This window comes from Okeania sp. SIO2C2 (genome assembly GCF_010692625.1).
Classification (GTDB): Bacteria; Cyanobacteriota; Cyanobacteriia; order Cyanobacteriales; family Microcoleaceae; genus Okeania; species Okeania hirsuta.
In genome coordinates this window covers 82,229-103,915 of sequence record NZ_JAAHGM010000022.1, presented here as the reverse complement: position 1 = coordinate 103,915, position 21,687 = coordinate 82,229, and the positions used below count along the sequence as shown (strand labels likewise).

The window sequence follows — 21,687 nt, the reverse complement described above, 5'->3', positions numbered from 1 at the left end:
TTAGCGGAGCTTCCCGAAGGGTGGGATGGCGATCTCCTCGCCATATCCAATCGACCAAAAGAGAAAAAATTTTCCTTTGAGTCAATCCTATCGGTTTTCAATAATAATTAATAATTAATTATTAATTATTAATTAGGGCTGGCTGAATAAATCTCAAAGCATTTACAGGTAAAGGTTTTAGATTTTTTAGGTCTTGAAAAAGTACCTGGTTTTCAGCTCTTCATGCTCAAAAAGGAGCGTATTTTGGGCGAGAGTTCGAGAGTTGGGCAAAAAAATTCTCCCCTACTCCCCTACTCCCCTACTCCTCCGCTCCCCTACTCCTGAAAAAAGACTTTTTCAGCAAACCCTAATTATTGAACTCCTGTCTTCTGTCTCCTGACTCCTTCTTCAAATCATTGTTTCTGGTGGAGCAACATCAGAACCAACAACTACACTACCTTTAGTAGATTTTAATCCTGGTGTTTGAGTAGTTTCTAAATGTTTATCTGAGTGAGCAACTGAATCAGGAGTGTCTAATTTATCTGGAGTGAGATTTGCTCCTGGACTTGGTTGTTGAGACATCCAACTTAGTCCACCTACTGCGCCGGCCATTAAAGCTGTATAACCTATATATAGATGAATCGGACCTATACCTAATCCAATGTCCTTATTGGAGTTAGACCAAGATGGTATTAAGCTTTGAAGTGGATCGGACATAGGTAAAGCTTCTGCTAAAGCTACTCCATCAAATCCTAAAGCGTTACCTATACGAAAGATGAATCCTCGAAGATATATATCTTCTGGTAGTTCATCTGTTTGGCCTTTTTCTATAGCTTCTAGATAATGAAGAGGTACAAAGGTTTGTTTATGAATTTGTTTCATAGACAAACAACGCATTTTTCGTGCTTTTTGTAGTTTTTCCCCTAGTTGCTGTAAATATGTATTTCTTTCTTGAACTAATAAGGCTGCTTTTTCTGCTTTTGTGAGTTTTTTTCGCCGTTTTCGTCGATTATTTTGTGGTTGTAACTCTTGTGAGGAGTTTTGGTTATTTTCTGGGAGATGGGTTTCGGTATTGTTGGAATCTATGGATACTAAGGCTGATTCAGTAGTAATTTCTGATTCTACAGTAGTAGTTAGGTTAGTACTCATGTGTGTTTGAGGTTGATTTTGATGATTCTGGATTAACTGTTCCTGATTTATTTGTTGGTAATTAATACTTTTTTTCTGCTCATTCATATTGTGAAAATGAGAGTAAATTGGGTCTGCTGAATATGTTTTTTTTTCTGGTATTAATGTTCTAGTCAAGTTTTTTAGGCTAAGTTTTATTGCTTCTAGTCCTAAGACTTTGATTTGAGCTTCGGTTTGAGCTACTGCTTCTTCGAGAGAAGTTTTTATGTCAGTCAACATTAGACTATATACTTGGCTAGTATAAGTTTCAGCTTCGATATTACTCAGTAGCGATCGCCAATTATCTTGACCAATTTCTATAGGAATATGCCCAGAAAAACTATAGCCAGATATAGGTTTTAATTCCATAGTTAGGGTTTTAGTTTTATTTATACTTAATCGGAGTATTCTAAGTAATTTATTCTGGAAGTTAGTGTTGATTCCGGATATAAAAAGTGCCAAGATTTAATTTTTGTTTTTTATACAAGTTTCCAAATATTTCAGTTTTTTTACTGGGAAATTTTTCTAACGAGTAACCTTTAGTTTATCTATTGCGAAATAGTTTTTGCAATTTAAATTTAATAAGGTCATTAATTTTATGTAAATTTTATAAATAGATTAATTACCTACAAATTAATAATCCAGTTAAAGTATCAATAGAAAGTGCAATTCTACAAAACCATAACTGAATATACAATTTTTTTTCTCAAATAATTCTTGAATATAGTTTATAGGAGTTTTCAAATAGATAGGCTACAGTAGCCAAAGCATTCTCCTACTGCCTACTCCCTGGTTTCTCTCTTGGTAAGCATTCCCTTACCTCTACTTCTTCCAGTGTTAAATGCCTCTTATGGATCAGCTAAAGCTAACGGCGATGCGGGGTCGCATCGCTACTCCCATGCCCCAAAATAATTTTGTAGTCTACTTAAATGAATTGCGCTGTAAAAACGCAATTTTACTGACTACTTATAAACCCGATCTAGTAAAAATAGTCCTACGACAATTCCGATAAAATGAGCCAAAATAATGTGAGTATTACCCAATAGTATAATAATATCCGGTGTAAATTTTTCTAGTTCTGTAGAGTTAAACATAGACGCTCCCATAACTAAAGATTCGCCTAATAAAATACCTCCAATTGCTTCTGCTCCTAATAAAGTTAAAGTAATCCCAACCAAGTTCGTAATTAAAGTCCTTTTCACTTGTTGAGTTGTATCTGCCCTGGTTGGCCTTGAAGAATCTGTAGGTGATCGTAATTGCCTTGCCAAGCGAGTGTAACGAAATGACAAGAAGATGCTGAATCCTAGTACCACAAGCCCACAAATTGGAAAAAAGAGGCTACCTCCCGCACCTCCTTCATTCATTTGATCGGGTAAGATGAACACAGCAAATAAAAACATGAAGCCTGAAATTACCCCCAATGCAAGTTGGGACCAGAAACAAGTCCATCCACCCAACCGGAGTGCATTGGCTACTTGTTTAACAGCAGTTGGTAGGTCTGATAAGTTTGACATATTTATGCTTATGTATTGTCAATACTTTGATATACTCACGACGTTGCCCTTGAGAGAAAACGCTATAGGTGGTTTTTGTTTCTCGTGCACTGACCGGACCAGATTCATCTTGTCTGGTCTAAAGGTGCGCTCCTAAAGACTTGCCACAACATTCTTAGAGTTTCCCCAATGATAGACTGGCGCTGACACTATCTAGACCAGTGGCCTAAATATATTTAAGACTGTAGCATTTATGCCGACATTTGAGCAACATGAAAGATTTGGACTGATATTCCCAGTAAGATTCTGAATTAAGGATTACAGCGGGGGCTTTCTGTGGATATTCGATCAAATTTTGGCAATATGGTTGACTCTAGGTCAACTCCTTTTAAAATATATTTAAGAATTGTAAACAAACAACTCTATTTGTAAACGTTATTAAATTTGAGACCTACTGATTATGACACAACCACAACCTACTACGAAACCGAATCTGGATGAACCAAAATTCGGTTTTAACCAATATTCAGAACGTCTGAATGGTAGAGCAGCTATGATTGGCTTTGTATTAACTCTGGCAATTGAATACTTGACTGGAGAAGGTTTACTATCTTGGTTAGGTATCAATTAAAGTTTTAGCTATACCTAAATTATAGAGAGCTACTATATATAATAGGGATAGAGGTTAAACCAATACAAAAGTCTATGTATCATAATAAATGTTGAAAGAGATCGAGCCGTTATAATCGCAGTTATTTAACGGTGATACGGGGTCTATAAACTGCGCGGGAAACTTACGCAGACAGCCCCTCATAAATTTCAACCAGAAAAATAATTGAGCAATACGCGCGCACATTTTTGGCGTTATAATCCTATCAATAGCCATGGGACATATAGCTCGCTCAAAGCGCACCGCCTGCGCTCAGGTAATCTCAGGGTAAAGACGGAGCAAAAAAGCTTCTGGAGATGGTAGTAGTGGGGGTAAAACTCAGTTTATTTGATTTGTTACCTAGTTAAGAATCTAAGATACAAGAATCTCACGTTATAATCGCACTTATTTAACGGTGAGAGTGTCAAAATAAAGATATGGTAAAGTCATGTTGTTGGTAAGCCTAATATTGTCAACAACTTACCAACAATCTCTATCTAGTTTGCAATTATACTGCATTAATCTAGACTATTCCTAGACTATTCCTAGAGTGAGAATTAGTTTTCTGTAGCAATTAATCCACTATTCACCTTGGCAATCTCAATATATGAATTGTAATTTTGGCGAAATACCAGGTTATTATAATTTTGTATTAATTGCTCAATCTTGAACATTTAAGAAAAAATCAAAACTAATTTACTGATTTAAAGTTTAATACGGCAGTATAGTTAGTTATACATATCTATAAGAGGATAAAGGGAATTTATTAAATAATTAGCTAAATTCCTTGAAATTCAAGAAACTTACGAGTAAATTTAAGTTGTATCAAATTAAGCTTATGATCGACGTTTTATGGCCAAAACTCTTGAAAACTGCTTATCGAAAAGATCCTGTAGCAAGCTTTTTTGTGACAGTAGGATCGGTTGATGCTGTTATTGGTGGTTTAGGGACAAGTTGGTCTTTATTTAGTTTTGGCATAGGTACAGTAGGAGTGGCAATTATATTACGTTTCTGGTTATTAAAGCGTTCTCAGATAGATCGAGCTACTCCTGTTCCAGAATATTATTTGCCTCCTAATTCTTCTCGTCCACAACTACCAATTCTAAGTAGAAATAAAAAGCATCTTCCTTAAATTAAATAATCAGCCATACCCCCAAGCTCTGATAAAAATTAGTCAAGTTCCTAATATATTAAGCAGCTTTCTTGATTGGGGCTATCCCTTAATTAGAGATGGGAAGATTGAAGCGTAGATATAATGATAAACATATACTCTATAACCGGATTTTATATTAAGCCATTAATCCTAAAAAATATATGTGGACAGTCTAAAGCTACAGCATGAGGTAAGACATTTTTCTACAATTCAAGAAGAAGTAAGGATAGTTAGAAGTTGAGAAAAAAGTTTTAGTCTCTGGAATGATTATAAGTACTAATCATGTATCAAGTTCGATCAAAGTTTTATAAAAAAATAAAAAATGGGAACCTTGGTTCCCACTTTCTTGATTTTTGAGATTTTTTCTTAGTTGCTGTTGTTGCTTTTTGACTTGCCTTAACCTAGCATTTCCTCCTCTGCCTTTAATATTTCTTCCCTGGTAACGAGGAGACTCCCATCTTTTCAACCTTTGTACCATATCTTCAAATATCAACTCATTTTAGTATAACTGGGCAGAGAGAGACTCGAACTCTCACGACCGAAGTCGCCACATTTTGAGTGTGGTGCGTCTACCAATTTCGCCACCCGCCCTTACTTTGACTATTATAATCACTTCTTGTCAAATTTTGCAAGAGATCCTGATATTTTTGACTACTTGACCATTTATCAATTTCTCTAGCACGCAATACAGGTAATGGATGAGTTAGTTGAGCTGTTTGAAGTTGCCTTAAAACTTCACCCAGTTCCGTATGACTAAATTCTTTGTAAGCTCTTGCCTGGGCTAAAAAAGCATCAACATTAAGTTGAGCAGATATACTCGGAGAACCACCTGCCAACTTCATCAGAACTGATGCTACTACTTTTGGGTTTTGTGTTGCTAATAGAGCTGCGCGGTCGCAAGTAAATTCTGCACACCTGACCCATTCTAGTATTTGATTTTGTATACTTTGAGCTATAATAGCACCCCATGTCGAAATTTGTCCAGCAGCCAGTACAATTAAATTACCTAAAGTAAGGTATACTCCATGTTCGCATTTAAGATGTCCTAGTTCGTGACCTAATACTGCTTGAATTTCTTCTAAGTTCAGTAATTCTATCAAAGATGTATGAACAACAATGAAAGGTTGCTTACCTCGCATGGCAAATGTATAAGCATTGGGAACAGGATGTTGACGAACATATAATTGTGGTGGTTCTAAATCAAGTGTCTGACAAGCATCTAAAAGTATTTTGTATAAATGTGGTAATTGATCCTTACCTACTAATACACTAGATGCAATATTTTCCATGTAGAAAAATTGCTCTCCTAATGGTCCTAATAATTGCCTAACTAATAAATCTATGCCAGGCAGTTGTTTGATAGTATTCGTTGCTTCTAAGTCTAATGGATGCCGAAAATTATCTGCTTTCAAGCCAATTAAGGGTATTGTTGCCAAAGACATATTTTGTTAATAGTAACTATAGTTACTGTGATTTTAGCACAATTTGAGAAAAATAATTTCTGTTTCAATGTTAAGGAAAGTTTGATTTTTTAGTTAGTTATTGTTATGTAGCCCAAAAAATCAACTAAATTTAGTTTAAGTTTAATATTAAGTAGAGCAAGCTAAAAAAAGAGGTTACATTTTTCATCAAAAAAAATACTCAAGGCAATGAATATCAACTTTTAAGCTAATTTATAATTTGATACATAGCGCCCAAAATTTACCATGTTCTACTTCAAATAATTTGGTGTAGTTCATTTATTCAAACAGGATATTAAAAACTTTGAAAACTTAAATATATACAGCATCTTTCATAATCAATGAGGTACATCTGTGGCGGGAAATATACCCGTACTTTATCGTTAATCTTTGTACATCATATACCACCTAATATTCTGTATGCATATTAGTTATCTCCGGAAAAGAGGGAGTAGGGAGTAGGGAGTAGGGGAAAATAATTGATAATTTATATGCGATAATTGATTTTATTTTTGATGACCACGCCTATGTCTATTAAAATTAACTACTTTCACTATCAAGTAGATAAATTTAATGTTCATAGAAGTTAATAACTTGATGATTAAAATCTAGAGAAAAAAATGTCTACATTATTAAATATATGTATTCATCGCTACGGCAAATCATTTAAAAACGCTTGTTTTTTTAGTAAGTAAATTTCATCAACAGAAAGGTAAAGCAAATCACTAGATATTCTAGAGTTATACCAACTTGATAAATGTTTGCGACAAATAGCTAGGGTATTTTTTAGGAGTCATAATGAATAGCTTTGATACCATTTATGAGGCCATAACTTATCTTATTAGTCAAAGGAACATCTCCTATAAAATGAATGACTATTCGTCCTTACTAACCTTATTATTTTTAACATTATTTTTTCAAATTAGTATGAGGCACTATTAAAAAGGGGTGGTAAATTATGGAATTATATTGCCAAAAATTAGTTGATACTTTGACTAAAAAAAACTAAGATTAATCATTACAACAATTTTAAAATTCAAAATCTTGTTCATCAAAAATCTCAAATAATTCCTCACTGTGCAACACCATTAGACATCTCCAAAACAAAGGTAGTAAGGAGTAGGGAGAAATAATTGATAATTTCTGTGCGATAATTAATTTTTTTTTGATTCTTGTAGATATCTATTAAAACAGTAATTATAATGTACTTTATCAAAAGATAAACTCGAGCAGATGATTATATCTAGAATAAGTTAAGTTATCAGAAGTATTAATATTGAGTGATGAAGTTTGCCAGTACTCGGTAACTATTGAAAAAATTATACAGATTTTTACATTTCTAACAAAAATTGATAGTCCTCATATCAGTTTGAGATAAGGTTGCATAGAATAGAGCTCTTGCAAAAGTTTTTATTAAATCAATTCAATATCTGAAATAAACTATTTTATTTTCCTATTGCCTATTGCCTGACTTCTGCAAGAAGTCTAATGATAAAATTCATTAACATAGATCTATCTTTATCTACGCTTACCGAAAAATTGTGGTTTAAAGCCTCCCCTTTTAAGGGGATAATAAATAAAAATTTTCTTTTGAGTCAATCCTCTCCTTGAAAAGAAGAGGTAATTATTAATTATTCATTATTAATTATTCATTATTGAACTGCGGTCAATTATGTTTGAAATATTATTCTATGCCGCTTCATATTAAATTGGTATAAAGTAGTTGAAATTGGTTATTTCTTGAAGCAATGATACTGCATTTCATCTAGCGCAGTGAGACCCAGACTTAATAGAGCTATTTATTGTATGTACCTTGATACAAAAATATCTTGCTCTGTTAAAAATACTCAATTATACTCTAAAAATGGAGAATAACATTAGATCTATCTAGTTCTGCATTTACAACTACAAACATCCTTATTTTTTGAGGACGACCAAAATAAATAAACTATCTAATAGTCCATTTTGTCACTTTCAATAAGATTATAAATTGTCACAATCACTTATTTTTCATAATTTGATAATTTACTTAACCTATCAAAATTAATTAAACAGACTATTAGTACAAAAGTATTCCTTTTATTTATGAAAAATTAAATCCACTTAGACAGAAGTCTGCAATATTTCATGTTCTGTAGCTATATCTATTCTTTGCAACTGTGCTCCTAACTTTTGAAGTTTAACTTCTAGTTTTTCGTAACCTCGGTCTAAGTGTTGTAGACCTTGAAAAGTAGTTTCTCCTTCTGCGGCCAATGCTGCTAATACCAAAGCAGCAGAAGCTCTAAGATCTGTACCAATTACTGGAGCTGCTGAAAGCTTGGACACACCTTCTACAATGGCATGATTTCCTTTGACCCTAATATTAGCACCCATTCTATTTAGCTCTGAAACATGACGCATACGATTCTCAAATACTGTCTCTGTAACAGAACTACTACCAGAACACACACTTAGCAAGGCCATAAAAGGAGCCTGCATATCTGTGGGAAAACCAGGATATGGCTGAGTCTCAATGTCAGTAGCGACAAGGTTTTTACTAGGTATAACGCGTAAGCTTCCAGGTACTTCTTGCCTGATGTTCACTCCTACTGACTCAAGTTTAGAAATAACTGCACTTAAATGTTTAGGAACAACTGGTGAAATAGTTATGTCTGAATTAGTAATTGCACCAGCGATTAAAAATGTCCCAGCTTCTATTCTGTCAGGTATAATAGTGTAATCTACAGAATGTAGCTTTGGGACTCCTGATATGACTATGTTCTTTGTGCCAGCACCAATAATATTAGCCCCCATAGCTATGCACAAGTTAGCTAGGTCTACTACCTCTGGTTCTTGAGCTGCATTTTCAATGATGGTTTCTCCCTCAGCCAAGGTTGCTGCCATCATTAATGTTTCAGTAGCTCCAACACTAGGATAGTCAAGATATATTTTTGCACCTTGTAACTTTTTTTTACTACCAGTAATATAGGCGTTGACTATACCATGCTCAATATGAACTTCTGCTCCTAAAGCTTGTAAACCTCGAACATGAAGATCCACAGGTCTAGCACCAATAGCGCATCCACCTGGTAATGGTACGCGGGCTACTCCTAATCTGGCCAGAATAGGACCTATAACAAAAAAGCTAGCACGTAACTGTCTAACTAATTCATAAGGAGCTTCAGTAGTATCTAAATTACTCGCATCTACATCTAAAGTATTACCATTCTGTTCTAACTTTGCTCCGAATGCAGATAAAACCTGTCCCATTCTATTAATATCTGCGAGAGAGGGAACTTGGTTTAACCGACAAGTGCCTGAACAAAGTAATGTGCCTGCCATTGCAGCTAAAGCGGAATTTTTTGCACCACTAATATTTATGTTTCCTTGAAGGTTAGATGGACCACAAATTTTCAGTATTGATTGGTTGATCGGGGATGATTTTGGGTTCTCTTTTGAGTTTGATGGTTGATTGATGGCTCTGTCCTCCTTCAATTACCTAATTTATTAATTTTAATTTTTGCTTCTGATTTTACTGGAAAGTTAGCAGATGTCTAGGGGTTGACAAATCCTATGTTTTAATATAGGTTGCGAAAAAAAATTAGATGTCTCCGGAATAATTGGGGTTTGCTGAAAAAATCGGAATAGTATTGCAAAATTATTCAAGCAAAGCGGATGTTAAGGAAGTCAGAAGTTAGAAGTCAGTAGTCGGAAGTTATTTTTGTAACGGTGATTTGAGCAAAGCTCCAAAAATGTTTCGCCTTAACAAGGCGGGGTTGCGCGACCCAATTATTTTGATAATTTTTTGATGCTTGTTAGTGACTCAAGTATAAATTTTGCTGATAAAAAACAACAGGAAAAAGATTTAGGGGTCATTTCAGTTATCAGTACCTCTAGCTGAAGTTAGAGGCAAGAAAATACGGAATTCTATTTTTTTATCCCCTTAAAAGGGCTATCCCTGATAAGGAACTTCTGAAGACCTTGTGGAGACAAGGGGAGTAGGGAGTAGGGGAGAAGGGAGAAAGAGTCAATTTAGCTAGGCAAAACTATATTAAGTTCTCAAAAAAATCTACTTTTCAATACATTATTTTTGAGGAAAAAGCCTCTGAAACACTAATACATAACTTGTCTATTTTATCAAGTTTAATGTTAAGTAAAGATGTTTATAAAGCATAGTTAAAAGAGGAGGCTTTAGACTAGGAGTTTTCGGTTAAAAAAGTAAAATTAAGAGAGAAAAAGCCTCTTTTAAAAGGCTGGAAAGACTCATTCTCAAAAAAGCAATTTTCATTGCAATTTCTGAAATATTATTAAGTTGATATCAAGTTAAAATGAAGCTGCATAGAATAATATTTCAAGTATAATTGACTGCAGATAAGCGTAGATAAATATAGAGCGATTTAATGAATTTCATCATTCTATAAAACCTCATATAAAACTGGCATTAATCATAATTATATTGAGACTAAACTTTCTTTTTTTAAATCCAAATCTGCCATCAATTTAGTTGTATAGCGCTGTGCGCAGCTCATCTGGCAACAGCTCATCTGGCAACAGGCAACCCACCCCTAACCCCTCCCAGGAGGGGAATAAAAAACAGATAATATAAGATTTTAGGTATTGGACAGTTTTTGTAATTTGTAAATATGCCAGCGCACATTGCTATAATTTTTTTCATATAAATTAGAGTAGATATAGTGTGTTTATCTGAGATGTGGAAACCAAGTGCTATGAAAATTTATGGAGGTTTTAGGGAATAGTAAAAAAAGCAAAACGGCATTAAATAGTAAGTAGCAAAAAGAGGGATATAAGGCGCTTGAGTTATGCACTTTTTTTAAGAAAAAAACTAAATCTAGATTGACATCTCAAATAAAAATACTATATGAATAAATGTTAAAAATAGGAATCTGGAAATGAAACTATAATACCAATTTGAAAAAAGAATTCTACAAAAAGGTAGATATTGATCGGATATACTTAAAAATCGCTGCTCCAGTTCATTTGAGATAGTTATATCTATCTTTTTTCCCTTTTTTTTAAAATTTACCCCTTCTTCCTTCTTCCCTCTTCCTTCTTTCGTAGGGACGTTGCATGCAACGTCCCTACCATTTGTAACAAACATTTATCAAATTGGTATAAGGCACTATAAAAAAAAATCAGTAGCTTGAATCTCCATCACCATTTTACGAATAATTAAACCAACTTACTTAAAATTTGTTTTTTATTGATGTTTTTATTCAGATTTGCTGGCGATCTTCCTGATTGAGGAACACTTATGCGAATTCCTCTCTCTTGACAAAGTTTTAGGTTTTCTCTTTTTCGGTAAATTTGAGTGACATGAACTGAATTATGAATAATAACCCATGCAGTTTTTCAATGCTTCTACTTGCACTTTTAAATCTCTTGATTAATTCTTGATTAATTAGGGTTTGCTGATTAAATCTCAAAGCATTGACTGATATTGGTTTTAATCTTTTTAGGGTCGAATTGCAGTGCCTGGTTTTTGGTACCTCAGAGCTACAAAAAGTAAGTATTTTGGGATGATTATGGCAGAACAATCCAGGGATAATTTTTCCAACTACTTCCTCTACAATTCCCATTTATCCTGACTCGGTCCGACTGACTTCCCCTCCTCAGAAGGGTTAGGGGTGGGTTGACTCATAAGATTTTTTCAGCAAACCCTAATCAATTTTGAGTTAGATTTAAATTAGTCAGAATAAGATGATATTTTCAACTACAGAATTATAGAGGTGGTGAATGGAGATAGGTATTCCCAAGGAAATTAAGGATCAAGAGTTTCGTGTAGGACTAACTCCTGCAAGTGTTAGGGTATGTACTGAAGCTGGTCACCAGGTTTTCATCGAAACAGGAGCAGGGTTGGGTGCAGGCTTTACTGATAAAGATTATATCCAAGCAAAGGCCAAAATTTTACAAAATGCTGGAGATGTTTGGAATTGCGAAATGATAGTGAAGGTAAAAGAACCTCTATCATCAGAATACCAATTTCTCAAATCAGGACAAATCCTTTTTACTTATCTACATTTGGCTGCTGACCGGAAGCTAACTGAAAGGTTGATTGAAAGTGGGGCGGTGGCGATCGCCTACGAAACAGTGGAGCTACCTGACCATAAGTTACCTTTGTTAACTCCCATGAGTATAATAGCTGGACGTCTTTCTGTGCAGTTTGGGGCGAGATTTTTGGAAAGGCAACAGGGTGGTAGAGGTTTACTATTAGGGGGAGTTCCTGGTGTTATGCCTGGTAAGGTGATGATTCTAGGGGGTGGGGTTGTTGGTACAGAAGCAGCTAAAATTGCTGTTGGTTTGGGGGCAAGGGTTCAAATTTTTGATATAAATGTGGAAAGATTAGCTTATCTGGAGACTCTATTTGGTTCTAGAGTTGATTTGTTATACAGTAGTTCTTCTGCTATAGAAGCAGCTATTGTGGATTCCGATCTACTTATAGGGGCAGTTCTAGTTCCTGGTCGTCGTTCTCCAGTTTTAGTAACTAAAAATTTGGTAGCGCAGATGCGTCCTGGTTCTGTGATTATTGATGTAGCTGTGGATCAAGGTGGTTGTGTGGAAACTCTACGTCCAACTTCTCATACAAATCCTACATACGTAGAATCGGGAGTTTTGCATTATGGAGTGCCTAATATGCCTGGAGCAGTTCCCTGGACAGCTACTCAAGCTCTGAATAATAGTACTTTGCCTTATGTATTACAGTTAGCTAATTATGGGAGTGAAGCTTTAGAAAAAAATCCGGCCTTGGCTAAGGGTTTGAATGTTAAAGACCATTTTTTGGTTCATCCTGCTGTCCGAGAAGTATTTCCCGATCTAAGTAATAATTAAGTTTTAAAATCACACATCTTGAACATTAGACATCTCCAAAAATCAAAAATAAAATCAATTATTATCCATAAATTATCAATTATTTCTCCCTGTTCCCTGTTCGCTGTTCCCTCTTTTGAAGGAGATGTCTATTAACAATAGAATCATTGCGGACAAGTTTCAAAAACCTTCAACTTTGTTTGCAGGAGCAAGGTAGCCCATCAAAATAGGGTCTAGTTTCGATAACTTCGGATTATGTCCAATTATCTCTTTCCAGAAGAGACGTTTGAAGGAGCTATCTATGGTTTGCTGATTAAATATCAAAGTCTTTATAGATAAAGGTAAGTGCTTTAGATCGTGAAAAAGTACCTGATTTTCGCCTAAGAAGACTCAAAAAGTGAGTATTTTGGCATATAGTTGGGCAGAGTTGGCAAGGGATAATTTTTCCGAGTACCTCCTCTACAACTCCCTCCAAATCTTGAGTTTTAGCTACTCCCTACTCCCTGCCTTAGCAAAAAGACTTATTCAGCAAACCCTATCTAGACGGATCATGTCCAGACTTCCTGCATCACCCGGTACATGTTGCCTCCCAGGAACTTACCGCAATCGACCTCTGAGTAGCCGTTCTCTAGCATCTTGTCTACTAGCGCAGCTACGATCTGATACGGTGCTGGTGTGGGCACTCCCTTTGCCCCCATGGCCGCGCTGTAGCCACCATCGGGGAATATCTCCTGACCTTCTGGGGTCTGAATGAGTGTAGCTGAAATATTGGTGTTTGGAACGTAGTCCGTTCCGAAGCCGACATGGTCAATTCCTACCAGGTTTACTATATAGTCGATATGGCGGAATAGTATATCAGTGGTCACGATATCCGGATTGGACAAGTCCACAAAGGCACCAACCGCGTTGATGGAGCAAACTCCGCCACTCTGGGCGATCGCCTTGATTACCGCGTCCGAATGGCTGCGTTGGTAGTCGGCGATGGCTTTAGCCACTGAATGGGAAGATACCACAGGTTGACGGCTGCGCTCGATAGCATCAAGAGAGGTGCGCTCACCAGTATGGCTGACATCCACGATCATTCCGTAGCGATTGTAGCTGTCGATTAACTTTTTACCATAGGCGGTGAGAGGACCGTTGGCCTCCTCGAAGCAACCATCACCTACAGCATTGCGCTGGTTGTAGGCCAGCAGGCAGTAACCATAGCCCATCTGCCGCCAGACACCAACCATATCAATGTCACCGTTGAAAAGAGCGGTGCCCTGGTGAGTGAAAAAGATCCCTAGCTTCTTCTCCTCGATCGCCTCGTCGATGTCCTTTGTCGTGCGCACGATTTTGTATTTGTCGGGACGTTCATATATCTTGTTGAGGTAGAACATCAGCGACCTCATGATCCCTGCAACAGATGAATCCAATGAATCCGCCGATGGGCACGCCGCGATCACCTTGATACCGGCGACTATTAAGCGGTCCATCTCATCATGGAATTCAGGGGCTTCCGGACTAGACCATTGATCGGGCCAGATGCCGGAGAACAGGGTTTCCATGGTCATGGATGAGTGCACAATCTCCTTGGCCCGGTTAGAGGCGGGGTATTTATGCGTTCGCTGGGGTATATTCGAGTAATCCTTAATCTCGGGCGTGCCTCGCACAGTAGAATAGGTCGGCACCAAGTCAGAAGCGTGTGCTACACCAAAAACCTTACTCATTATCGCTTCGGCTGCGAAGCCACAGCTTACCAGTCCGACTTGCTGGAAAAAAAATCGGCGGGCGGGGTTCTCGACTGGGGAGGCATCTCCCTCACTGACATGGCCTAATTCAGAAAGGGCTGACTCCATCATTGCGCTATCTTTTTCAGTAGTGTTATCTTTTGGTTCCATAATCGATTGTTTCATCTCTAAGTGTTTGATGTTGCCTAACTGTAATTCAAATTGACACTCTGAGCGTTAAATCTCGCGATTATAATGGGAGTCCTCTTTCAACATTTATGATGGAATTTGATGTCGCTTATCATCAAAAATTTATTTATTCAAATAGTGTAGGAAAAAGTGTTAAGCTTTATAAACTAAAAAAACCATTTACTGCCACTGAAATAACCATTTATACAGTTAAAGTTAACGGTGAAATAAGACTTACACACGCCTAATTTGTGTGCAGTTAAAATGCTCTGCAAGATTTTAGACTAATGTTTATATTATACCAAATTCACCAAACAACGTAAATAGGTAAAAATAAATGAGAATATTCTCAATAATCATCATTTGATTAATTTTTGTAACAATTGAAAAGATTAAAAATTACAAAGATAATTTTTAAAAATCATAAGTTTGAGTTATGAAAAGTATGGTAGTAAAAAAACTTCATTTAAAGTGATTGACAAATTGGAGTAGATCGGCAAAAATAAAAAATTGTGATTTAGCGGAACTGGCGGAATTGGTAGACGCGCTAGATTCAGGTTCTAGTGTTCGCAAGGACTTCCGGGTTCAAGTCCCGGGTTCCGCATTATCTAGTGTCGCTACGGGGAAGTTAAAAGTCAAAATTCAAAAGTCAAAAGTATTGATTGGTAAGGCTTTTAGAATTTTGTAAGTGGCTAGTTATTTCTGCCATCCTGCACTAGGTATATGCAGCATTTGTTGATTAGTTATCAAAATCTCATGGTTAGGAAAATCACAATATCCTGCTCGTGTTTCACCGTAAGCATTCAGTAGTCAGCTAGCCTCCTATGGTCGGAACTATGTTAACAGCTATCAGCTTTATTACCTTTAGTGAACAATTTAAGCTCGTTGTTCTTGTGCTTCAATTCTTTGTTTAAAATTGTAGTAGAAGTTAAGCAAATACTTGGTTAATTCATTAAAAAATTGTTTGCGCAGTATGACCTAGAAAGAGCTGACCTCTAATAGCTGTTTGCGCAGCATTCCGCAGGAAATGCTTACGTTTCACCCTTCAAATAAAATAAGTAATACTAGATAAAAAATAAATTATAAGTAGTGCTGACCAGTGTACAAAATCCTTTAGTAAAGGAAATCCGTAAGCTTCATCAATCTAAAGGAAGAAAGGAGAAGCAATTATTTTTATTAGAAGGAACTCATATCTTAGAAGAAGCTTGCTACAAAAGTTATCCTCTTTTAACTGTATGTTGTACGCCTGAATGGCAAGAAAGACATCAATTTTTGTGGGAATTATTATCTCAAAAAGCTCAAAGGATAGAATTAGTAAGTGAAAGAGTTTTGAAGTCTCTTACTACTACAGTTAATCCTGATGGGGTAATAGCTATAGCACCGCAAAAGTCAACAAATTCTGTCAAGATTGCTAGCTTGGGAATTGCTTTGGAAAAATTGCAAGACCCTGGTAACTTTGGTACTATCATCAGGACAGCTACAGCAACAAATGTAGATGGTTTGTGGTTAAGTGCAGATAGTGTAGACTTATATCATCCTAAAGTAGTTAGAGCTTCAGCAGGGGTATGGTTTAAGTTACCTATGGCAATTTCTGAAAATTTAAAGGCCGAGGTATTAAAGTTACAAAATCAAGGTTTGCAAATTGTAGCAACAGTACCAAACTCAACTATAAATTATTGGCAAATTGACTTACGAAAACCTACACTAATAATCTTAGGAAATGAGGGGTCTGGTATTTCACAAGATTTACTTGAGTTGGCTGATTATTCTGTCAAGATTCCTTTGGATAATGAAGTGGAATCTTTGAACGTTGCTGTCTGTACAGCTATAATTTTGTATGAAGTTCAACGTCAACGTCAATCTCAATCAAATTAATTAAATTATGCACCTATCCCAATAATAAAATTTTTGCTAAAAACCCTAAATATTTTGATAGTTAAAAACGAAAAATTAAGCTTTTCAAACACATTTAACTTGAAAAAATAAGCTTGTGAAAATAAAAATAGTGGGATAAGTTATTGTATTACTCTGAATCAGGTTCCGATAATGGTTGGCTTTGATGATTTGTCTCCATATATTTGTCTATATCAGCGATCGCTTCCTCTAACTCTGATAAACTAAATTTTTGATTGGACTCTTCAGTATCTTGAAGAGGGGAATTAGACTTTTCATGGTTGGGTTCCTGAAGAGAGTTATCCAATTGTTTCTCAAAGCTCTCAACAAATGTTTTTGCAGCCTGACTACGAATATCTTTTTGATCCATATTAATTTCTGTCCTTGTTATCTTCTTGTTAACAGTTCAATTTATTTTTATATAAATTATAGGCATACAAACAGCAGGAGTCTAGTGCCGCTACGCGGAAGTTAAAAGTCAAAAGTTAAAAGTCAAAAGTATTGCTTAGTAAGGCTTTTAGGATTTTGTAACTGGTCAGTTATTTCCACCATCCTGCACTAGATATTTTATTTCTAGATATCTTCCCGGAGCAAAAGTTAAATCTGCTCTATATTATTAATTAATAGCTAATATTTTGATGATTTGGGGCTTTTTATTTTTTTTATAGAGCGATCAGATTATTAATTTTGACTACCTTTGTTGAGCTTTTAAATTTGCTCTACAATCAATGAATATTTTAAGCTATTTTTAGCCATTTATCATTCAAAATGTATCTAAAGTAAGTTTATATAAACTCTTTTTAATCAAATAAAATCATTATCTAAATAGTAATATAAACTGAATACTTATAGATTTCAGTATTTTATCTGCAATAATGATATTTGTTTTTTTAGTCTTATTATATCATAAACATATAACTAAGAAAGAATTGGTTAGGACGTAGACTAATAACGAATCTTAGACTAGAAAATGTTTTTCCAACTGTTCCCTGTTCCCTGCTATAAAAGTTTTGTTTGTCGCAGCAAAAAAAAAGACTAAGCGAAGTAATGTCTGTATGCAAGGCTAGCTCATACAGACACGAATGAATAGTTTCCCAATATGGATTATGTACTTAATTTTCTCGCTCCTTGTGCTTTCAACTTAATTATTGCAGTTTATTTTGGTCAAGAATTAAGTTAATCTGTAATCTAGAGCAAATTAAGTTAAAACAAATCTCAAATCAAATATTTAGCTACGTCCCTAAAATCTCAAATATGATAGTTTTTGCAAACATACAAACAGGTTTTAAAAACAACAGATGACTCAAGAATTTGATTACGACTTAATAATTATCGGCGCAGGTGTTGGTGGACATGGTGCGGCATTACACGCCACAAGTTGTGGCCTAAAAACAGCTATTGTAGAAGCAGCGGAAATGGGTGGGACTTGTGTTAACCGAGGTTGTATACCATCCAAGGCGCTTCTGGCAGCATCTGGTAAAGTTCGAGAGTTACGGGATACTCACCATTTAAAAACTCTGGGTATTCAATTAGATAATGTAGCTTACGACCGACAAGTTATAGCTTCTCATGCTAGTAACATTGTTGACAAAATTAGAGGTGACATGACCAACAGTCTGAAACGTCTAGGTATAGATTTGATTAAAGGCTGGGGGCAAATGGCAGGTCAACAAAAAGTTATGGTCAAGACAGATAAGGGAGAAGAATACTTTACTGCTAAAGATATTATACTTGCCCCTGGCTCTATTCCATTTGTTCCTCCTGGAATAGAATTAGATGGTAAAACAGTTTTTACCAGTGATGATGCTTTGAAACTAGATTGGTTACCACCCTGGGTAGCAATTGTTGGTAGTGGTTATATTGGACTGGAGTTTTCTGATATCTATACTGCCCTTGGTTCTGAAATTACAATGATTGAGGCATTAGATAGATTAATGCCTACTTTCGACGAAGATATAGCAAAAATTGCACAAAGAGTTCTAATTCAATCCAGAGATATTGAAACTAAAGTGGGTAAGTTGGCGATTAAGGTAACTCCTGGATCTCCGGTAATTATTGAACTAGCTGATGCTAAAACTAAGGAAGTAGAAGAGGTTCTGGAAGTAGATGCTTGTTTAGTTGCTACAGGTCGCATTCCCTACACAAAAAATTTGGGACTAGATTATGTCGGTGTAGAGACTGACCGCCGAGGTTTTATTCCGGTGGATAATAAAATGGCTGTTTTGTCAAGTGGTGAACCAGTACCTAATTTATGGGCGATCGGTGATGCTACTGGAAAAATGATGTTAGCTCATACAGCTTCAGCTCAAGGTATAACAGTGGTAGAAAATATTTGTGGGCGTAATAGGGATGTAGATTATCTTAGTATTCCGGCGGCTGCTTTTACTCATCCAGAAATTAGCTATGTTGGTATGACTGAAACAGCAGCTAAGGATTTAGGTAAAGATCAAGGATTTGAAGTAGGCAGTGTAAAAACTTATTTTAAGGGTAATTCAAAAGCAATTGCTGAAGGAGAAACAGATGGTATTGCTAAAGTCATTTATCGTCAAGATACAGGAGAATTATTAGGAGTACATATTATTGGCCTTCATGCATCCGATTTAATTCAAGAAGCAGCAAATGCTATGGCTCAAAAGCAATCTGTTAATCAGTTATCTTTTAATGTACATACTCATCCTACTTTGTCAGAGGTTTTGGATGAGGCATTTAAACGAGCAACTGTTAGTTAGATCAGGGAACAGGGAACAGGAAATAGTGGTGCGACCCCGCGTCGGCGTCAGTCGCAAGCGGTCAGACCCCGCGTGGGCATCAGACCCAAGGGAATGCTGACTCCTGTGAGGGAATGGGCACTCCTGTGAGGGAACAGTAGGAAAAATATTTCCCTGTCTTACGGTTTATCATCAGCATAAATCCTAACCAACTCGTTCTTTGCTATGGTTATTAATTTCAAGAAAATTGTTATATTTAGTCTCCATAACTGATATAGCAATTTAGTATTCAGTCATCATTTTTTGGTTTCTCAGAATTTAATTTTGCTTTGAAAATTACTAACTGTAACTTCAGCAAATTAAGAAGTGCTATACTACCGAATCTTGAAAATCTGAAGACTACAAAAAGAATCATTATTAAAGATAGGGTAGTCCTAAAGATGTAAGGATATCGGTTAGTATATTTCTTGAATTTTCAGGAATTAAGCTTCAAAATTTATCTTTGATTTTGCGGGTTTAATACCCCACCGTCAACGAAGGGTCAATTTATTGTCACGCTTAGAAAAATTGTATCCTTTGAAATCTCGTACATTTTGCTAGAATTAGTTAAGGACTCGTGTAAAAATAACCCGAACGGTTTTTTTGATGGAAGCTATATTTGACGATTTATCCTAGATAAAATTTGTACAACTTATTTTTACATGGCTCCTAACCAAAAATATAGAGTTGTAAGTATTCTATGATGACAAAGAATTAGCCCTACACCGTCAATGGGGGTGCTTAAAATTGTTTGAGGTGATCAGACAGGAAGTGGCAAGTAGTTGACTATCCATAAGCAATTAGACCTTCTGCCTTCTTCAATACTTATTTAACACTACCAAAAATAGGAAATTATCAAGAAAAAAAAATGCAAATTCGTCGCCGACCGCCAACTTCAGCAGTAGAAATGGGTAGTTTACGCTATGAAGTTGCTTTGCCAAATTCAAAACCTCAAAATATTCTGGAAGAAATTGTTTGGTATAAAGAAAAAGAGGTAGATTCTCTGCGGGATAAACAACCATTAATTGAGTTAAAAAAGAAAATTAACTCAATGTCTGCTCCTCTGGATTTTTTAGCTACTCTATCAACAGGAAAAACTCGACCTGCTGTAATTGCTGAAGTTAAAAAAGCCTCTCCTAGTAAAGGGATAATTAGAGAAGATTTTGAACCAGTTACTATAGCTAAAGCGTATCAACAAAATGGTGCAACTTGTATTTCAGTTTTGACGGATAAAAAATTCTTTCAAGGTAGCTTTGAATATTTGTCAAATATTAGGAAAAATGTTGACTTACCACTACTGTGTAAAGACTTTCTAATTTATCCATATCAAATATATCTTGCTCGTTTATATGGAGCTGATGCTGTACTACTAATTGCGGCAATTTTATCAGACCAAGATTTAAAATATTTTATCAAGATAGTTAATGCTTTAGGAATGACTGCTTTAGTTGAAGTTCATAGTTTAACAGAGTTAGACCGGGTATTGACAATAGAAGGAGTTAAGTTGGTCGGTATAAATAATCGCAACTTAGCAGATTTTTCAGTAGATTTACAAGTTGTTTGTAAATTAATGGAAGCTAGGAAGAAGGAGTTAGAAAAACTTGGAATTTTGGTAGTAAGTGAATCAGGAATACATGGATATCAAGATGTAAATATTGTTAAAAATGCTGGTGTGGATGCTGTTTTAATAGGTGAGTCTCTGATGAAAAAAGCAGACCCAGGTGCAGCATTGCTACAGTTATTTACCTAATAATTAAGGGGTAAAGTTTTCCTTTACTGTACAAAAGTTTGTCGGTCTACAAGGAGAGAAAAGAAAAAAAATATTTTAGTCAATTCTATAATTTTAAGGAGAAGTTATTGTTCATTATTAATTGTTAATTGTTGAAAGAGTATAGTAGTCGAAGCAAAAGTTAGGACATATCAAAAACTTAAAACTTAGACAACACAAAATTTTTACTCTTCCTTCTTTTACTCTTCCTTCTTTCTTCCTTCTGCTATAACAGGTTAACTCAAACTTTTAAAAATATAGGCTTTTAGATTTAGATTAGATATTGACAATTTTTCAGATAAAAGCTGTAGACGATAGAATTATCAAAAAAATTACTGAATAATTAAATTTTCAACCCTCTCCTTGAAACTCGAAAGGAGAAAAAAATATTTTATTCAGTGCTCTTGTTTTAAAAAGGGTTTCCTGACGGAATCCTCCACAAACAGCAATTCAGCACTCAGCATTTTCCAAAAGGAATGCTCCGCAAACAGCAAGTAATTTATATAGCTTTACTAAATAGGTTTTAAACAAATGTTAGTTATCGAAATACTGATGGTTACTTCTCTTGATATGTAGCTAATGTTCATATTCTATCTAGTGCAGAATGGCAGAAATAACTAACCAGTTACAAAATCCTAAAAGCCTTACCAATCAAAAATGATTGACTTTTGAATTT

At 35.6% G+C, this 21,687-nt stretch carries 14 protein-coding genes and 2 tRNA genes; 7 read left to right on the top strand and 9 right to left on the bottom strand.

The window, feature by feature from the left end; genetic code table 11:
• Positions 1-387: 387 nt before the first annotated feature.
• Positions 388-1,515, bottom strand: coding sequence for a helix-turn-helix transcriptional regulator (locus tag F6K18_RS19160; protein WP_287522924.1), 1,128 nt, complete (start codon positions 1,513-1,515; stop codon positions 388-390).
• Between the two features lie 593 nt (positions 1,516-2,108).
• Positions 2,109-2,660 carry a DUF3611 family protein gene (locus F6K18_RS19155; RefSeq protein WP_287522921.1) on the bottom strand — a complete coding sequence of 184 codons (552 nt, stop codon included), beginning with the start codon at positions 2,658-2,660 and terminating at the stop codon, positions 2,109-2,111.
• Between the two features lie 439 nt (positions 2,661-3,099).
• On the opposite strand from F6K18_RS19155, the gene F6K18_RS19150 reads away from it, so the two are divergent.
• Together F6K18_RS19150 and F6K18_RS19145 are read left to right on the top strand one after the other, a co-directional pair.
• Positions 3,100-3,270, top strand: coding sequence for a hypothetical protein (locus tag F6K18_RS19150; protein WP_287522918.1), 171 nt, complete (start codon positions 3,100-3,102; stop codon positions 3,268-3,270).
• An 856-nt stretch (positions 3,271-4,126) separates the two neighbouring features.
• Entirely contained in the window at positions 4,127-4,420 is a 294-nt protein-coding gene (locus tag F6K18_RS19145; RefSeq protein WP_375341331.1) for a hypothetical protein, read from the top strand.
• A 301-nt stretch (positions 4,421-4,721) separates the two neighbouring features.
• Here the strand turns inward: F6K18_RS19145 and F6K18_RS19140 are convergent, their stop codons facing one another.
• The 5 genes from F6K18_RS19140 to F6K18_RS36705 form a co-directional block, all read right to left on the bottom strand.
• Entirely contained in the window at positions 4,722-4,934 is a 213-nt protein-coding gene (locus F6K18_RS19140; protein ID WP_287522917.1) for a hypothetical protein, read from the bottom strand.
• 16 nt (positions 4,935-4,950) lie between these two features.
• Positions 4,951-5,032 (bottom strand) — tRNA-Leu (locus F6K18_RS19135).
• On the bottom strand, positions 5,011-5,883 hold the full coding sequence (locus tag F6K18_RS19130) for a M48 family metallopeptidase (protein WP_287522915.1): 873 nt from the start codon (positions 5,881-5,883) through the stop codon (positions 5,011-5,013). The genes F6K18_RS19135 and F6K18_RS19130 overlap by 22 nt, the downstream gene beginning before the upstream one ends.
• Positions 5,884-8,004: 2,121 nt before the next feature.
• Complete coding sequence (murA, locus tag F6K18_RS19125; RefSeq protein ID WP_375341330.1) at positions 8,005-9,375, bottom strand: UDP-N-acetylglucosamine 1-carboxyvinyltransferase; 1,371 nt, start codon at positions 9,373-9,375, stop codon at positions 8,005-8,007.
• A gap of 1,695 nt (positions 9,376-11,070) precedes the next feature.
• Complete coding sequence (locus F6K18_RS36705; RefSeq protein WP_353735113.1) at positions 11,071-11,232, bottom strand: transposase; 162 nt, start codon at positions 11,230-11,232, stop codon at positions 11,071-11,073.
• 402 nt (positions 11,233-11,634) lie between these two features.
• Here F6K18_RS36705 and ald point away from each other — a divergent pair, with 402 nt between their 5' ends.
• Positions 11,635-12,726 carry an alanine dehydrogenase gene (gene ald, locus F6K18_RS19120; RefSeq protein ID WP_287522913.1) on the top strand — a complete coding sequence of 364 codons (1,092 nt, stop codon included), beginning with the start codon at positions 11,635-11,637 and terminating at the stop codon, positions 12,724-12,726.
• 527 nt (positions 12,727-13,253) lie between these two features.
• Here ald and F6K18_RS19115 read toward each other — a convergent pair.
• Positions 13,254-14,600, bottom strand: coding sequence for a dipeptidase (locus tag F6K18_RS19115; RefSeq protein WP_287522910.1), 1,347 nt, complete (start codon positions 14,598-14,600; stop codon positions 13,254-13,256).
• A 523-nt stretch (positions 14,601-15,123) separates the two neighbouring features.
• Here F6K18_RS19115 and F6K18_RS19110 point away from each other — a divergent pair.
• Positions 15,124-15,207 (top strand) — tRNA-Leu (locus F6K18_RS19110).
• A gap of 485 nt (positions 15,208-15,692) precedes the next feature.
• Positions 15,693-16,478: an RNA methyltransferase gene (locus F6K18_RS19105; protein WP_287522909.1), complete on the top strand. Its 786-nt coding sequence runs from the start codon at positions 15,693-15,695 to the stop codon at positions 16,476-16,478.
• 148 nt (positions 16,479-16,626) lie between these two features.
• Here F6K18_RS19105 and F6K18_RS19100 read toward each other — a convergent pair whose 3' ends face one another.
• Positions 16,627-16,866 carry a hypothetical protein gene (locus tag F6K18_RS19100; RefSeq protein ID WP_287522907.1) on the bottom strand — a complete coding sequence of 80 codons (240 nt, stop codon included), beginning with the start codon at positions 16,864-16,866 and terminating at the stop codon, positions 16,627-16,629.
• 928 nt (positions 16,867-17,794) lie between these two features.
• Here F6K18_RS19100 and lpdA point away from each other — a divergent pair.
• Together lpdA and trpC are read left to right on the top strand one after the other, a co-directional pair.
• Positions 17,795-19,225 (top strand): dihydrolipoyl dehydrogenase, encoded by a 1,431-nt coding sequence (gene lpdA, locus F6K18_RS19095; protein ID WP_287522906.1) that lies wholly within the window; start codon positions 17,795-17,797, stop codon positions 19,223-19,225.
• A gap of 886 nt (positions 19,226-20,111) precedes the next feature.
• Positions 20,112-20,993: an indole-3-glycerol phosphate synthase TrpC gene (trpC, locus tag F6K18_RS19090; protein ID WP_287522904.1), complete on the top strand. Its 882-nt coding sequence runs from the start codon at positions 20,112-20,114 to the stop codon at positions 20,991-20,993.
• The last annotated feature ends 694 nt before the right edge of the window (positions 20,994-21,687 follow it).

Bases quoted from the DNA above. Each gene is read 5' to 3' on its own strand.
- F6K18_RS19160 (WP_287522924.1), bottom strand. From the start codon at position 1,515: ATGGAATTAAAACCTATATCTGGCTATAGTTTTTCTGGGCATATTCCT.
- F6K18_RS19155 (WP_287522921.1), bottom strand. From the start codon at position 2,660: ATGTCAAACTTATCAGACCTACCAACTGCTGTTAAACAAGTAGCCAAT.
- F6K18_RS19150 (WP_287522918.1), top strand. From the start codon at position 3,100: ATGACACAACCACAACCTACTACGAAACCGAATCTGGATGAACCAAAA.
- F6K18_RS19145 (WP_375341331.1), top strand. From the start codon at position 4,127: ATGATCGACGTTTTATGGCCAAAACTCTTGAAAACTGCTTATCGAAAA.
- F6K18_RS19130 (WP_287522915.1), bottom strand. From the start codon at position 5,883: ATGTCTTTGGCAACAATACCCTTAATTGGCTTGAAAGCAGATAATTTT.
- ald (WP_287522913.1), top strand. From the start codon at position 11,635: ATGGAGATAGGTATTCCCAAGGAAATTAAGGATCAAGAGTTTCGTGTA.
- F6K18_RS19115 (WP_287522910.1), bottom strand. From the start codon at position 14,600: ATGAAACAATCGATTATGGAACCAAAAGATAACACTACTGAAAAAGAT.
- F6K18_RS19100 (WP_287522907.1), bottom strand. From the start codon at position 16,866: ATGGATCAAAAAGATATTCGTAGTCAGGCTGCAAAAACATTTGTTGAG.
- lpdA (WP_287522906.1), top strand. From the start codon at position 17,795: ATGACTCAAGAATTTGATTACGACTTAATAATTATCGGCGCAGGTGTT.
- trpC (WP_287522904.1), top strand. From the start codon at position 20,112: ATGCAAATTCGTCGCCGACCGCCAACTTCAGCAGTAGAAATGGGTAGT.